Origin of the sequence: Corynebacterium ureicelerivorans, assembly GCF_000747315.1 — a bacterium.
Taxonomy (GTDB): domain Bacteria; phylum Actinomycetota; class Actinomycetes; order Mycobacteriales; family Mycobacteriaceae; genus Corynebacterium; species Corynebacterium mucifaciens.
Genome location: NZ_CP009215.1, coordinates 1,594,923 through 1,607,786, shown reverse-complemented (window position 1 = coordinate 1,607,786; position 12,864 = coordinate 1,594,923). Strand labels below are relative to the sequence as shown.

At 64.5% G+C, this 12,864-nt stretch carries 11 protein-coding genes; 5 read left to right on the top strand and 6 right to left on the bottom strand.

The genetic code is table 11. The features are described 5' to 3' along the window. Positions 1-21 precede the first annotated feature (21 nt). On the bottom strand, positions 22-2,232 hold the full coding sequence (gene sucB / locus CUREI_RS07925) for a 2-oxoglutarate dehydrogenase, E2 component, dihydrolipoamide succinyltransferase (RefSeq protein ID WP_038612432.1): 2,211 nt from the start codon (positions 2,230-2,232) through the stop codon (positions 22-24). Positions 2,233-2,355: 123 nt separating this feature from the next. Between sucB and CUREI_RS07920 the strand changes: the two genes are divergently transcribed. Further along, entirely contained in the window at positions 2,356-2,751 is a 396-nt protein-coding gene (locus CUREI_RS07920) for a hypothetical protein (RefSeq protein WP_038614257.1), read from the top strand. 10 nt (positions 2,752-2,761) lie between these two features. Here the strand turns inward: CUREI_RS07920 and CUREI_RS07915 are convergent, their stop codons facing one another. Then, positions 2,762-4,246 carry a leucyl aminopeptidase gene (locus tag CUREI_RS07915; RefSeq protein ID WP_038612429.1) on the bottom strand — a complete coding sequence of 495 codons (1,485 nt, stop codon included), beginning with the start codon at positions 4,244-4,246 and terminating at the stop codon, positions 2,762-2,764. 70 nt (positions 4,247-4,316) lie between these two features. On the opposite strand from CUREI_RS07915, the gene CUREI_RS07910 reads away from it, so the two are divergent. Further along, on the top strand, positions 4,317-5,435 hold the full coding sequence (locus CUREI_RS07910; RefSeq protein WP_038612427.1) for a branched-chain amino acid aminotransferase: 1,119 nt from the start codon (positions 4,317-4,319) through the stop codon (positions 5,433-5,435). Here CUREI_RS07910 and CUREI_RS07905 read toward each other — a convergent pair. Beyond that, a complete protein-coding gene (locus CUREI_RS07905) occupies positions 5,432-6,418 on the bottom strand; it encodes a nicotinate-nucleotide--dimethylbenzimidazole phosphoribosyltransferase (protein WP_038612425.1) in 987 nt (328 codons plus the stop codon). The genes CUREI_RS07910 and CUREI_RS07905 overlap by 4 nt on opposite strands. Before the next feature lie 3 nt (positions 6,419-6,421). After that, complete coding sequence (locus CUREI_RS07900) at positions 6,422-7,150, bottom strand: DUF3043 domain-containing protein (RefSeq protein WP_038614256.1); 729 nt, start codon at positions 7,148-7,150, stop codon at positions 6,422-6,424. Positions 7,151-7,309: 159 nt separating this feature from the next. Here CUREI_RS07900 and CUREI_RS07895 point away from each other — a divergent pair, with 159 nt between their 5' ends. Beyond that, positions 7,310-7,654: a HesB/IscA family protein gene (locus tag CUREI_RS07895; RefSeq protein WP_038612422.1), complete on the top strand. Its 345-nt coding sequence runs from the start codon at positions 7,310-7,312 to the stop codon at positions 7,652-7,654. A gap of 66 nt (positions 7,655-7,720) precedes the next feature. On the opposite strand, the gene CUREI_RS07890 is transcribed toward CUREI_RS07895, so the two are convergent. Continuing rightward, the gene (locus CUREI_RS07890) at positions 7,721-8,716 is read right to left on the bottom strand and encodes a S41 family peptidase (RefSeq protein ID WP_038612419.1); all 996 of its coding nucleotides are present in this window, start codon (positions 8,714-8,716) and stop codon (positions 7,721-7,723) included. Between the two features lie 74 nt (positions 8,717-8,790). Beyond that, entirely contained in the window at positions 8,791-10,713 is a 1,923-nt protein-coding gene (asnB, locus tag CUREI_RS07885; RefSeq protein WP_038612416.1) for an asparagine synthase (glutamine-hydrolyzing), read from the bottom strand. Positions 10,714-11,057: 344 nt separating this feature from the next. Between asnB and ctaC the strand changes: the two genes are divergently transcribed. Both ctaC and ctaF read left to right on the top strand, forming a co-directional pair. Beyond that, a complete protein-coding gene (gene ctaC / locus CUREI_RS07880) occupies positions 11,058-12,152 on the top strand; it encodes an aa3-type cytochrome oxidase subunit II (RefSeq protein WP_038612414.1) in 1,095 nt (364 codons plus the stop codon). A gap of 18 nt (positions 12,153-12,170) precedes the next feature. Then, positions 12,171-12,602: an aa3-type cytochrome oxidase subunit IV gene (ctaF, locus tag CUREI_RS07875; protein WP_038612412.1), complete on the top strand. Its 432-nt coding sequence runs from the start codon at positions 12,171-12,173 to the stop codon at positions 12,600-12,602. Positions 12,603-12,864: the final 262 nt, after the last annotated feature.

Below are 12,864 nucleotides of genomic sequence, written 5' to 3'. Positions count from 1 at the left end.
CCGGGTTACGCGCAAACGGGGTTAAACGTCGAGGTCAGCCTCGAAATCGCCCTGCTCGATGCGGTCCTTGATCGTGGTGACGAAGCGGCCTGCATCCGCACCGTCGATCAGCTGGTGGTCGTACGTGAACGGCAGGTAGCACATCTGGCGGATGGCGATGGAGTCGATGCCGTCCTCCGTCACGATGACCGGCCGCTTCTCAATCGCAGCGGTACCCAGGATGCCGGCTTGCGGCGGGGTGAGCACCGGCGTGTCCAGCAGCGCGCCCTCGGAACCGATGTTGGTCACGGTGAAGGTTGCGCCAGACAGGTCGTCCGGACGCAGCTTCTTGTTGCGGGCGCGGTCCGCCAGGTCCGCGATCGCCTTCGCGATCTCCGCCAGGTTCATGTCCTGCGCCTTCTTGATCACCGGCACAAGGAGGCCCTGCGGCGTATCGACGGCGATTCCGATGTTCACGTCCTCGTGGTACGTGATCTCCTTCGCGTCAGCGTCGTACGAGGCGTTGACGTTCGGGTGGGAGACCAGCGCCTCGGCCGTGGCCTTGATGAAGAACGCGAGGTAGGTGATGTTCGCGCCGTGCTTCTCCACGAACGCGGGCTTGACCTTCTTGCGCAGCTCGGCGACGCGGGTGACGTCGACCTCCTGCACGTGGGTCAACTGCGCGGTGGTCTGTAGCGACTCCACCATCTTCGCGGCGGTGATCTCGCGGATGCGGTTCACGCGCTGGGTGGTGCCGATGAGCTCAGCCTTGGACGGGTCCACGGACTTGGTCGACCAGTTAGCGCGGGCGCCCTTCGGCTGCTCCGGCTGCTCCGTCTGCTCCTTCGTCGCAGACGAGGCGTCCGCAGATGCGGCCTCGGTTGCGCCGCCCTCGGCTGCGGCCAGGACATCCTGCTTGCGGATGCGGCCGCCGACGCCGGTGCCCTCGATCGCGTTGAGGTCCACACCGTGCTTGTCCGCAAGCTTGCGAACCAGCGGGGTGACGTACGGGACGTTGCCGCTGTTGTTGACCTTGGCGGAGGCGTTCTTGGACGCGGTCTCCTGCTTTTCAGCCTTGGCAGGCTTCTCTTCGTCCTGCTTCGGCTCCGGCTTAGCTTCCGCTTCTTCTTCCTGCTCGGCGGGCTCGTCGGTGGCCTCGGGCTCGTCGGCCGTCTCAGTCTCGTCGTCGGCCTCAGTGGCAGCTTCCGCGTCGCCGATGATCACGATCGCCTGGCCCACCTCGACGGTGTCGTCTTCCTCGGCAAGAATCTCCAAGATGGTGCCCTCGACCGGGGACGGGATCTCGGTGTCGACCTTGTCGGTGGAGACCTCAAGCAGCGGCTCGTCCACCTCAACCAAGTCGCCGACTGCCTTCAACCACGTGGTGATGGTGCCCTCGGTGACGGACTCGCCCAGCTCCGGCATCTCGACCTTGGTGGACTCGCCAGAGCCCTTCTTGTTCTTGGACGAAGACTTTGCGGCGTCTTTCTTCGGGGCATCTTCTGGGTTGTCGCCCTCGCCCTTAGCGGAGTTGTCGTCCTCGACCTTCTCGTCCTCTTCAGCGACGTTCTCCTCAGCCGAGCCGTCGTTCGAATCGTCGTCGGAGTCGTCGTCAGAGGCGTTGCCGGAAGCAGCGGCGTCCGCGTCGCCAATGCGCGCAATCACGTCGCCGACCTCGACGGTGTCATCCTCGTCAGCGAGGATCTCGATCAGAGTGCCCGCAACCGGGGACGGGATCTCGGTGTCGACCTTGTCGGTGGAGACCTCAAGCAGCGGCTCGTCAACCTCGACCTCGTCGCCGACTTCCTTCAGCCACGTGGTGATCGTGCCCTCGGTGACGGATTCACCCAGCTCCGGCATAGCAACGTCGGTGGCGTCGCCGGAAGACTTCGGAGAGGACTTCTTCTCCTCGTTCTTCGGCGCCTCGTCCTGCTCCTCGGCGTCTGCGTCGTCGTCCTCAGCGTCTTCCGCCTCGTCAGAGTCGCTGGAGTCGGAAGAGGAATCCGCTTCCTCGCCCTCGTCACCGATGATGGCGATGACATCGCCGATCTCAACGGTGTCGTCCTCGTCGGCCTTGATCTCCAGGATCACGCCGGCGACGGGGGACGGAATTTCGGTGTCGACCTTGTCGGTGGAGACCTCGAGCAGCGGCTCGTCAACCTCGACCTCGTCGCCGACTTCCTTCAGCCACGTGGTGATCGTGCCTTCGGTGACCGATTCGCCCAGCTCGGGCATCTCAACTGAGTGCGCCATTTTGTAAAGTCTCCTCATCGAAACGTTGGAAGCTATTCAGGCACAAAGCGTACCCGGAACACGCACCGTCCGTTGCCCAAGGGGTGACCTTTTCTGCCCTGGGAGCACCGTATGATGTGGAGCGTGTTCAACCTGTTCGGCAGAGGCAAGAAGGCTGCGGCGTTCAGACCGCCCCGCGCGCCGGGACAAACGGTCCGCGCCGAGGATGCGCAGTACTTGCGCGAGTGGGTTGCCGAGCGCGCGTACGTGGAGGGGTTCGTAGAGCCGGAGACCATGGTCAACGAAATGTCCGTCGTGCTGGTCGACGAGCAGGGCAACTACACGCGCCGTCGCATCGGCGGACCCAAAGGCATCGACCATGTGTCGAAGATGCTGGGTATCACCCTGTACGACGTTGAAGCGACCGGCTATCCAGACCGCATGCGCAGGAAGATCGAGCAAGAGCGCATCCTGCGCAAGCGGGAGGAGCAACGACGGCGCCGCGCGAAGTTCGAGCGCGGCGAAAACCCCTATAGCTAGCGAGCGTGCGCTACTGCTTCTCCGCGAGACGCGTCAGCGCCTCGACGATGGTCCGCACAGGCGCGCCAGTGGCCCGCTTCGGGGTGTAACCGTGCGGGCTACCGCCGTTCCACGCCGGCCCGGCCACGTCGATGTGCGCCCACTCGATGTCCTCGGGCACGAAACGGGACAGGTACAGTCCCGCGAAGAGCATGCCGCCGGTCCGAGCGTTGTGCGTATTGCGGATATCTGCGATGGGGGACGTCAGTTCTTCTTCCTGCTCCTCCAGAAGCGGCATGGCCCACGCCTGCTCGCCCACGTTGCGGCCAGACTCCGCGACGAAATCGCGGAACTCGTCGGAGCCCATCACGCCGGCGGTGCGCTTGCCCAGAGCGACGAGTTGCGCCCCGGTGAGCGTGGCCGTTTCGATGAGGTAGGACGGCGCATCCTCGCAGGCACGCGCGATGGCGTCGGCAAGCACGAGGCGCCCCTCCGCGTCGGTGTTGATGACTTCGCTAGTGATGCCGCCGTAATGGGTGATCACGTCGCCCGGGCGGGTGGCGGCGCCCGACGGCATGTTCTCGGCCAGGGGCAGCCAGGCGTCGACGCGCACTGGCAGCTCGAGGCGGGCTGCTGCGGCAATGACGGCCAGCTGCGCAGCGGAGCCGCCCATGTCTGAGATCATGTCCTCCATGCCGGAAGCGGGCTTGAGCGAGATGCCGCCGGTGTCGAAGGTGATGCCCTTGCCCACAAGCGCCACCTTCGTTGACGCGCCCGCGGGCGCCCAGGTCAGGTGCACTAGGCGCGGCGGGCGGGTGGAACCGCGGCCGACGCTCAAGATGCCGCCGAAGCCCTGCTGCTCTAGCTGCGTTTCGTCCAGCACCTCGATATCTAGCCCGGCAGTCTGCGCGACTTCTCTCATCACGCCGGCGTAGCTTTCCGGGTAGAGGTAATTCGCCGGTGTATTTACTAGGTCGCGGGCCAGGTTCACGGACTCGGCCACAATCACCGCGGCGTCGTGCTCCGCCTCGTCGGCGCCGATCACGGTGATCTTGGTGGTCTGCGGCGTCTCGGCGTCGCTGTCTTCGTCGCGGACATCGGCAGTGGACTTCAGGCCGGCATAGACGTAGCCGCCCAGAAGCAGTCCTTGGACCACGGGGCCCGCGCCGAACTCCGTGGACACGGCTGCGTGCTCGACGTTGTTTAGCGCACGCGCAGCGGCGCCGGCAGCGCGTCGCACGGCCTCGTCGTCAATGCCCGAGGCGTCGCCGAGGCCGAACGCGATGACCAGGCTGCCGTCGATAAGCAGGCGCGTGACCTCGCCCGCTGCACCCTTGGCGCCGACGGCGACCAGCGCCTCAAGCAGGCCCGAGGGGGCGAGCGCGGTGACCGGGACCTCGATGCCGTCCTCGCCGCTGGCCACCGGGACAAGCAGCGCTGCCCCGTCGGGGACAGTCGTGCCGGGGCTTGTGCGCACCGTGGTGCCGCGTGCTGGGAGGCTGAGTTCAAACGCCATGAGAATTCCTTTCACCGTGCGGGCAGTTCCGCCCACCGAGCGTACTCAAGCGGGGAGTACCCTTAGCCCTATGGCTGAGATTGAGTTCACAATTGCCCCGACCGATAACCCCACCCCAGACGCCGAGCGCAAGGAGATTCTCGCAGACCCGGCGTTCGGCCAGCAGTTCACAGACCACATGGTCTCCATCGACTGGACGGAAGGGCAGGGCTGGCACAACGCGCAGGTGCGCGCGTACCAGCCGGTAACGCTGGACCCGGCCTCCAACGTGTTCCACTACGGCCAAGCCATCTTCGAGGGCCTGAAGGCCTACCGCCACACTGACGGCAGCATCACCGCCTTTCGCCCGGAGCAAAACGCGCAGCGCCTGAACCACTCTGCGCGCCGCCTGGCAATGCCGGAACTGCCCGAGGAGACCTTCCTTGAGGCCGTGCGCCAGATCGTGGAGATTGATAAAGACTGGGTGCCGGAGGCGGGCGGCGAGGCGTCGCTGTACCTGCGCCCGTTCATGATCGGCACGGAAAAGACGCTCGGCGTCAAGCCGTCTTCGAGCTACACCTTCTACATCATCGCCTCGCCCGCCGGCGCGTATTTCACTGGCGGCGTGAAGCCGGTGAGCGTGTGGATCTCTGAGGACTACGTCCGCGCGGCCCCCGGCGGCACCGGCGATGCGAAGTTCGCCGGCAACTACGCCGCGTCCCTGCTCGCGCAACAGCAGGCAGCGGAAAAGGGCTGCGACCAGGTGGTGTGGCTGGACGCGATCGAGCGCACCTACATCGAGGAAATGGGTGGCATGAACCTCATGTTTGTCGAGGGCTCCGGCGACACCGCACGAATTGTCACGCCTGAGCTGTCGGGCTCGCTGCTGCCGGGCATCACTCGCAAGTCGCTGCTGCAGGTCGCCGCGGATCTGGGCTACGACACCGAGGAGCGCAAGATCACGGTGGATGAGTGGCGCACCGGTGCGCAGGACGGCACCATCTCCGAGACCATGGCGTGCGGCACCGCCGCCGTGATCACCCCGGTGGGGACGGTGAAGTCGAACGAGGGTGAGTTCACCATCAACGGCAACGAGGCCGGCGAGATCACCATGGCCATGCGCGAGCGCCTTCGCGGCATTCAGACCGGCGACGCGGAGGATACGCACGGTTGGAACACCGTACTTGTCCCCGGGGACAGCGAGCGCTAAACGCTTCTCGACGACCCTTCGGCCAGCACCTCGCCCGCGAGTTCTGCGGCGAGGTTGAGCTGAGGCAACGCGGCCAGGGCACCTGCACCCTGGCCCGTTTTCATGTCCAGCGCCAGCACCGGCTTCAGGTCAAGTGCCTCAAGCCAGCCAACATGCGCCGGTTCCGCTGTGACTTGGCCGGCGATGAGCCACGCTTTGACTCCGGGCGCAAGACGCTCGGCCACGTAGGCGGCGGTAGCGGGGTACGCCTCGCCGATGAGCACCGGCGTTCGGCGGGCGGCCGCGCGGTTGATCAGGCCCACCAAAAACGCGAAGTCCGGCCCGGTCAGCTCCGCGCATACGCGCTTAGTGTCGTCGCGGAAACCGCGCACACGGAACATGGCGTCGCGCACTGCGGCGGCTTTGACCTTCCACACGTTGTCGTTGATGCCGGAGCCGCGGCCGATGGCCTTGACCGGCTCCGTGCGGGTGAAGGTGCCGTACACCGCGGCAACGACGGTGGTGTTGCCCACGCCAATGTCGCCAGGGATGATCAAGTCCGCCCCCGAGTCGATCTCGGAATCGGCTGCCTCTGCTCCCGCCGCGAGTGCGGCCTCCCACACCTCGGGGGAGATTGCGGGCTCCACGTCGATGGCGCCAGTGGGAGCATCGAGGTAGTCGTCGACAAAGCGCAGGCTGGCCCCGGCTAACCGCGCGGCGGCGTGAGCAGGCCCGCCGCCAGCGCGCAGCTCCTCCGCTTGTGTGGCTCCAGCGTCGGCGGCCCATGCGGACAAGCCACGCGCGGCGACGCCGTGGTTGCCCGCAACGACCACGGCACGCGGGCGGACAAACGGCCCCGGCACATCCTTGCCCTGCACGGAAGCGATCCACGCGGCGAGAGAGGCGAGCCTGCCCAGCGCGAGACCACTGACGGAACCCGCAAGCGCGTCGGCGACGGCGTGTGCGTGCGACTGTTTAGGCGCCTCAACCGGCTGGAACTCCATGGATTACACCTTCGCGCCGACGGCCACCCGCGGCTTCGGCGTGCGCCAGTTTCGCGGCTGGGTCGCGCGGGAGAAGGCGTACATGCCGATGCCGAAGCCTGTGTCCGCATCAGGGAACTTTGCCCGCACGGCGCGGTTTGCCCGGCTGCCGATGATGAAGCCCTCGATGAAGATAGTGAGCATAAACAGGAGGCTGAGCAGCGACAGCACGGCGGACACGCGCGGCAGCCATGTGCCGATCAGCATGATGACCAGCAACACCAGTGCAGCCGGCATGACGTAGTTGTTGAAGAAGCGCTTCGAGTCCACCCAGTCGCGCACGAACCCGCGGACCTCGCCGCGGTCGCGGTCGGTGAGGTAGCGCTCGTCGCCAGCGTCGATGCGGGCCTGGATCTCGCGGTTGCGCGCGCGGTTTTCTTCGCGGACCTTCTTCTTGTGCGCCTTCCATTCCTCTTTGGACATGGATTTCTTCAGCTCTTTTTCGCGCTGACGCATCTGGGCCGGGGTCGCGGCGTTCGGGTCGCGCACCACGCCGCGCTTGATCTCTTGGTCGATGCGCTTCGGCGTCGGGCGGCCCTTCGGCGGGGTGTAGCCTTTCGGCAGCTTATTCTCGGCTTTTGCCTCGGTCTTTACGTCTGCACTGTGGTGGGTATCGGGCAGCTCGACCTTCGTCGAGCCCGCGGTGGTTGCCGCGTCTGTGCTCTGTTCGGTTTTCTGCCAGGGAAGTTTCACGCTCATAAGGCTACAAGGCCTCCCGACGCGTGGGGAATAGCCCGGTGGGCCGGCCGGTTGTAGTACATGCGACGAGTGGCGCGTAGCATGGGCGCACACTCCGAAGAGAAACTCCACGAGCTTCTCGTAGCTTGACGTCGACGCACTAAGGAGACTGCAATGACTGCCCCTACCTCTACTACCGGCGTAAACCTCACTGAGGCTGCCGCGGCGAAGGCGAAGGCCCTGCTTGACCAGGAAGGGCGCAACGACCTGTCGCTGCGCATCGCGGTCCAGCCGGGCGGCTGTGCTGGCCTGCGCTACCAGCTCTACTTCGACGACCGTGACCTAGACGGCGACAAGGCCGACGAGGTCGGCGGCGTGCGTCTCGTCGTGGACAAGATGAGCGTGCCGTACCTGATGGGCGCCACCATCGATTTCGCGGACACCATCGAGCAGCAGGGCTTCACCATCGATAACCCGAACGCAGGCTCCTCCTGCGCCTGCGGCGACAGCTTCAACTAAGCACTCTTCGCTTATCGACGAGGAAAGCTCCGCACCAGCAACGGTGCGGAGCTTTCTTCTTGTCTGCTACCGGCAGTCATGCTCCTCGGCGAGCCACGCTAGCGCGTCTGCTTCACCGCCCTCGGTATCGGGACGGATGGGATCCTCCGCGAACGTTTCGCCGGTGCGGGCGCGATCCTTCGCAATGGTGAGCATCATGCTGCTGCCGTCGGGAAAGTCGTAGACCATGTTGGCCGAGGCATAGCCGGCCGTCGGTTCACCGAAGCTGCGCGAGCGCTCCAAGCCGCGGAACGACAACATCGTTGCTTCACCGGACGAGGCGGTGTATTCGTCCACAAGCACAGCGGTCGGCGCGTCCCATTTGCCACCCGCGGTTTCCAGAGCGCTCCCACCGCCGTTGACCGCGTTACCGCTAACGTTGACCGGCATCGAGCTGCTCGCCGTAACAAATTCGAGCACTTCACCGTCCGGAAGTAGAGGTGAGAGCCCAGCGAGCATTGGGCCCATATCGCCACCGCCGTTACCACGCAGGTCCACGATAGCCCCGCAAGCCCCATCGTCCCGGGCTTGGATCAGGCCGCTGCTGAGGGCGTCCGCGTAGGCCTGAATGTCGGCGTGGCGGTCCACTCCCGGCACCGTCGCAACCGCGACGCCGCCACTGACCGCGACGCCGGCAGTCTTCGTTTCAGCGATCTCGTCATCGACCTCGTCATCGTCGCCAGTGGCCGGCGCGAACAATTTGGAGTGCTTGCCTCCAGCAGCCTGCACCGCCTTGTCGAGTGCGGGACGGATGTCGTCGAGCGTTTCGGCGTTCTCCGCAGCTTCTCGAGCGGCGGTGCTGGCCTCCGCAAACTCTGGCGTGTCTGCGTAGAGGCCCTGGCCGGCGAGGTCGAGCACCGTCGAGGTGTAACGCTTCGGGGTGTCCGTGCCAAAGAACCGAGCGGTGCCGGTGTACATGGCGGTGGCCGTGGGGCCGTAGACGTACACGGCGGCAGCTGCCGCGAGAATGAGCGCGACCACCAGGCCGCCCACCGTGAGGAGAACTTTGCGTGCTGTTGACATGCATCTCATCCAACCGGAACGTCGGTCGCAGCACCATACCCTTGGCTCTACGTTTGAGGTAGTGCAGGCGCTACCTAGAGCTGAACTGGGTAGTCCTTGTGTTCGATCTGCGGGTCGATGCGGTGCTCGACGAAGATGCCGTGCCACACCATGAACGCAAGCACCGTCCACAGGCGGCGGGAGTGGTCGGACACGCCGTCGCGGTGCTCCTTCAGCATCTCCAGGACCTGGTCCTTGGCGAAGATGTCGTCGGTCTGGGACTCGCGGATCGTGTCCTGGGCCCAGCCGAAGAGTTCGTCGCCAGCCAGCCAGTGGCGCATCGGCACCGGGAAACCCAGCTTCTTGCGGTGCAGGACGTGCGGGGGCACGATCTGCTCCATGGCCTTGCGCAGCGCGTACTTGGTGGTTCCGCCTGCGATCTTTTGGTCGTACGGGATCGTCTGTGCGACCTCGAAGACCTCCTTGTCCAAGAACGGCACGCGCAGCTCCAGCGAGTTAGCCATGTTCATCTTGTCGGCCTTCACCAGGATGTCGCCTCGCATCCAGGTGAACAGGTCGAGGTTTTGCATGCGCGCGACCGGGTCCATTGCCGTCGAAGCGGCGTAGATCGGTGCCGTCACTTCGCGGTGGTCCCACTCGCGCTTCGCCCACGGGAGCACCCGCTGCAGCTGGCCGAAGTTAAAGGAGCGAGCGTTGCCGTAGTAGCGGTCCTCGATCGGGGTGGTGCCTCGCTCCAGCAGGCTCTTGCCTTTCACGCCGTCCGGCAGGACGCGGCTGAGGCGGTTCAGCCCCTTGTTCAGTGCGCTTGGAAGCTTCTCAAACGGAGCAAGGGAGAGCGGCTCCTTGTAGATGGTGTAGCCGCCGAAGAGCTCGTCCGCGCCTTCACCGGAGAGCACCACTTTGACGTGCTTTCGGGCCTCCTGCGCAACAAAGAACAACGGCACCAGCGACGGGTCTGCCACCGGGTCGTCCAAGTACCACATGATCTTCGGGATGGCGTCCGCGTACTCTTCCGGCGACACGATCTTCACAATGTGCTCGACACCGATCGCCTCGGCCGACTCCGCAGCCACGTCGACCTCGGAATAGCCTTCGCGCTCAAAGCCGGTCGTAAACGTGAGCAAATTGGGGTTGTGCCGCTTAGCCAGGGTGGCAATTGCGGTGGAGTCGATGCCGCCGGAGAGGAACGATCCGACGGTGACGTCAGCGCGCATGTGCTTTTCCACCGAATTTTCCAGGGCACGGGCGATCCGGTCGTACAAATCCTGCTCTCGGCCCTTCACAACCGGGGTAGGGGTGAAGTGTGGCTTGAAGTACCGGTCGGAGTGCACCTCGCCGCCCGGCTTGAGGGTCACGGTGCACCCGGACTCCACGCGGCGGATCTCGCGGTGGAGGCTCTCCGGCTCCGGCACGTACTGCAAGTCCACGTAGTGCTCGATCGCCCGGCGATCAAGTTCCAGGCCTAGACCCAGTGCTGGTGCCATCTCCAGAATGGACTTCTTCTCAGAGGCGAAAACCGTGCCTGCGGCAGTAGTCGCGTAGAACAGCGGCTTGATGCCGAACTGGTCGCGGGCGGCGAACATCGTCCGGGTCTCGGTGTCCCAGATGACAAAGGCGAACATGCCGCGCAGGTGTTCGACAACATTGGCGCCCCAGTGGTGGTAACCCACCACAATCGGCTCCCCGTCGCCTTCGGTGTTGAAGGTGTAGCCGGCAGCGGCGAGTTCCTCGCGCAGCTCGACGTAGTTGTAAATCTCACCGTTGAACGTCAGTGCGTAGCGCTCCGGGTTATCCGCGGGGCCCCAGCGAAGCGGCTGGTGGGAGTGCTCGATGTCGATGATGGCCAAACGGTTGAAGCCGAAGACGGCGTCTTCGTCGTTCCAGGTGCCTGCGGCGTCAGGGCCGCGGTGGTACATGCACGGCAGGGCGTGCCCGACCGGATCAACGAACTTGGCTGCGTTTGCGTCCGCGGAAAGCAGGGCAAGAAGGCCACACATATCGAAACCTCTCCGTATATAAAAAGTGCGCCGCCGCAAGCGGCGAAGAGTCCCCTCAACAATAGGGTTCGCGCCGCCGATTCCGTGAACCGGAGACGCCAAACTTTCGCCGTGCCCCATAAGGGGGCCAACTTATGGTTGAACTTTTTACCCCATATGCGCCGACGGCGGAGCTATCGCGTTGCTAAGCAGTTGCTTATCGACGATCCTCCGGTCAGCACCGCTACCCGCAGCGCTGGGATTCAGACGGTCCATGCCAGATGAACTATTCTGACCGGGTAGGAATGTTCTGTCGTAAACATGGGCATTCAATGTTTTTAGTGTGGACAGGAAGGCAGACACACGTGGATAAGGAAGTAAACCGCGGATTCGCCAAAAAGGCCGGCGTCGCGGGCGCGCTCCTGCTTGGCAGCCTTGCGCTGACGGGCTGCGACGTTGCTGCGCCGGATGCGCTCGCGAACATCCTCGACATGGGCTGGCCGGATCCGGTCACGCCCGAGGGCACCCAGATGTACAACTTCTGGGTTTGGACATGGCTCGCCGCCTGGATCATCGGCATCATCATGTGGGGCCTGTTCATCATGGCCATCGTCCGTTGGAACCGGAAGGCCCGCGAAAAGCAGGGGGCCGGCGAGTTCCCGAAGCAGCTGCAGTACAACGTCCCGCTGGAGCTGACGCTGACGGTGGTGCCCATCGTCATCGTGATGATCCTGTTCTTCTTCACCGTTCAGGCCCAGACTCAGACCACCGCGCTTGATAAAGACCCGAAGGTGACCGTCGACGTCACCGGCTACCAGTGGAACTGGAAGTTCGGCTACGCCGAGGTCGACGGTGATCTGACCGAAGACGGCCAGGACTACGACGGCCTGGATGCTGAGCGACAGGCGCTGGCCGAGGAGACGAAGTTCGATGCGGAGGACGCGCACAACGCGAACCCGATCCACGGCACCTCCATGGGCGACCTCTCCTACCTGAACTTCAACAAAATTGAGACCCTGGGTTCCACCGAAGAAGTCCCGGTGCTGGTGCTGCCGACCGACACCCCGATCGAGTTCCGTCTCGCATCTGGCGACGTGAACCACGCGTTCTGGGTTCCGGAATTCCTGTTCAAGCGCGACGTCTACGCGCACCCGGAAAGCAACCAGCAGCAGCGAAAGTTCCAGATTGAGCGCATCGAGGAAGAGGGTGCATTCGTCGGCCGTTGTGCCGAGATGTGCGGTACCTACCACGCGATGATGAACTTCGAGGTTCGCGCTGTGAGCCCGGAGAAGTTCGAGCGGTACATCCAATTCCGCCGCGACAATCCTGGCGCGCCGAACTCCGAAGCCCTGCGTTCCATCGGCGAAGAGCCGTACGCCACCTCCACCCACCCGTTCGTCTCCGACCGCACCGCAACCCGCGACGGCGAGAACACTGTCGACCCGAACGCGAACGTTTAAGAAAGAGAGAGCGAAGCCATGGGAACTGGATCAAAGGTTTTCTACGCCATCGGCACCTTCCTTGCCTTGATGGCTGTGTTCTACATCCTCGCCACGTCGTGGATTGGTGAGGACGCGTACCTGTTCGGCATCGAGTGGATCGGCTCCGTCGGTCTCGTGCTGGCCGCCGTCTTTTCGTTCATGCTCGCCGGCTACCTCAACATCACCGAGCGCCGCATGGACATCGTCCCGGAGGACTGGGAAGAGGCTGAGATCGAGGACGGCGCGGGCGTGCTCGGCTTCTTCTCCCCGGGTTCCATCTGGCCGTTCGCCATGTCGATGTCCATCGGCGTGCTGGGGCTGGGCATTGCCTTCTGGCAGCTCTGGCTGCTGGCCATCGGCGCGGTTCTGCTGATCGGTACCACCGCGATGCTGAACCTGCAGTACGGCATCCCGCGCGAGAAGCACTAACAGCGCGAAGGCAAAGCCCCGCCACGGTGATCCGTGGCGGGGTTCTTCTGTATCGCTGGCGCCATCAACCGAAAGTTTGTCCCCCCACGAGCGTGGGCGCCGCGTGCGTTGCGTGTGAGATGCGGCACAACTGGGAACTCTCGAGTTACTTGCTGGCCGGCGCTTCCAGCGCCGGTGGAAAACGGCATCGGATGACAGGCGAGGGGGAGTGGCCCGATGACCAGCAGGGATCGCGTCGTAAACTCCCGCAGAAAGTTCCCGT

Excerpts from the sequence above, each read along its gene's own strand:
- asnB (WP_038612416.1), bottom strand. The coding sequence starts at position 10,713 with ATGTGTGGCCTTCTTGCCCTGCTTTCCGCGGACGCAAACGCAGCCAAG.
- CUREI_RS07895 (WP_038612422.1), top strand. The coding sequence starts at position 7,310 with ATGACTGCCCCTACCTCTACTACCGGCGTAAACCTCACTGAGGCTGCC.
- sucB (WP_038612432.1), bottom strand. The coding sequence starts at position 2,232 with ATGGCGCACTCAGTTGAGATGCCCGAGCTGGGCGAATCGGTCACCGAA.
- CUREI_RS07905 (WP_038612425.1), bottom strand. The coding sequence starts at position 6,418 with ATGGAGTTCCAGCCGGTTGAGGCGCCTAAACAGTCGCACGCACACGCC.
- CUREI_RS07915 (WP_038612429.1), bottom strand. The coding sequence starts at position 4,246 with ATGGCGTTTGAACTCAGCCTCCCAGCACGCGGCACCACGGTGCGCACA.
- ctaF (WP_038612412.1), top strand. The coding sequence starts at position 12,171 with ATGGGAACTGGATCAAAGGTTTTCTACGCCATCGGCACCTTCCTTGCC.
- CUREI_RS07890 (WP_038612419.1), bottom strand. The coding sequence starts at position 8,716 with ATGTCAACAGCACGCAAAGTTCTCCTCACGGTGGGCGGCCTGGTGGTC.
- CUREI_RS07910 (WP_038612427.1), top strand. The coding sequence starts at position 4,317 with ATGGCTGAGATTGAGTTCACAATTGCCCCGACCGATAACCCCACCCCA.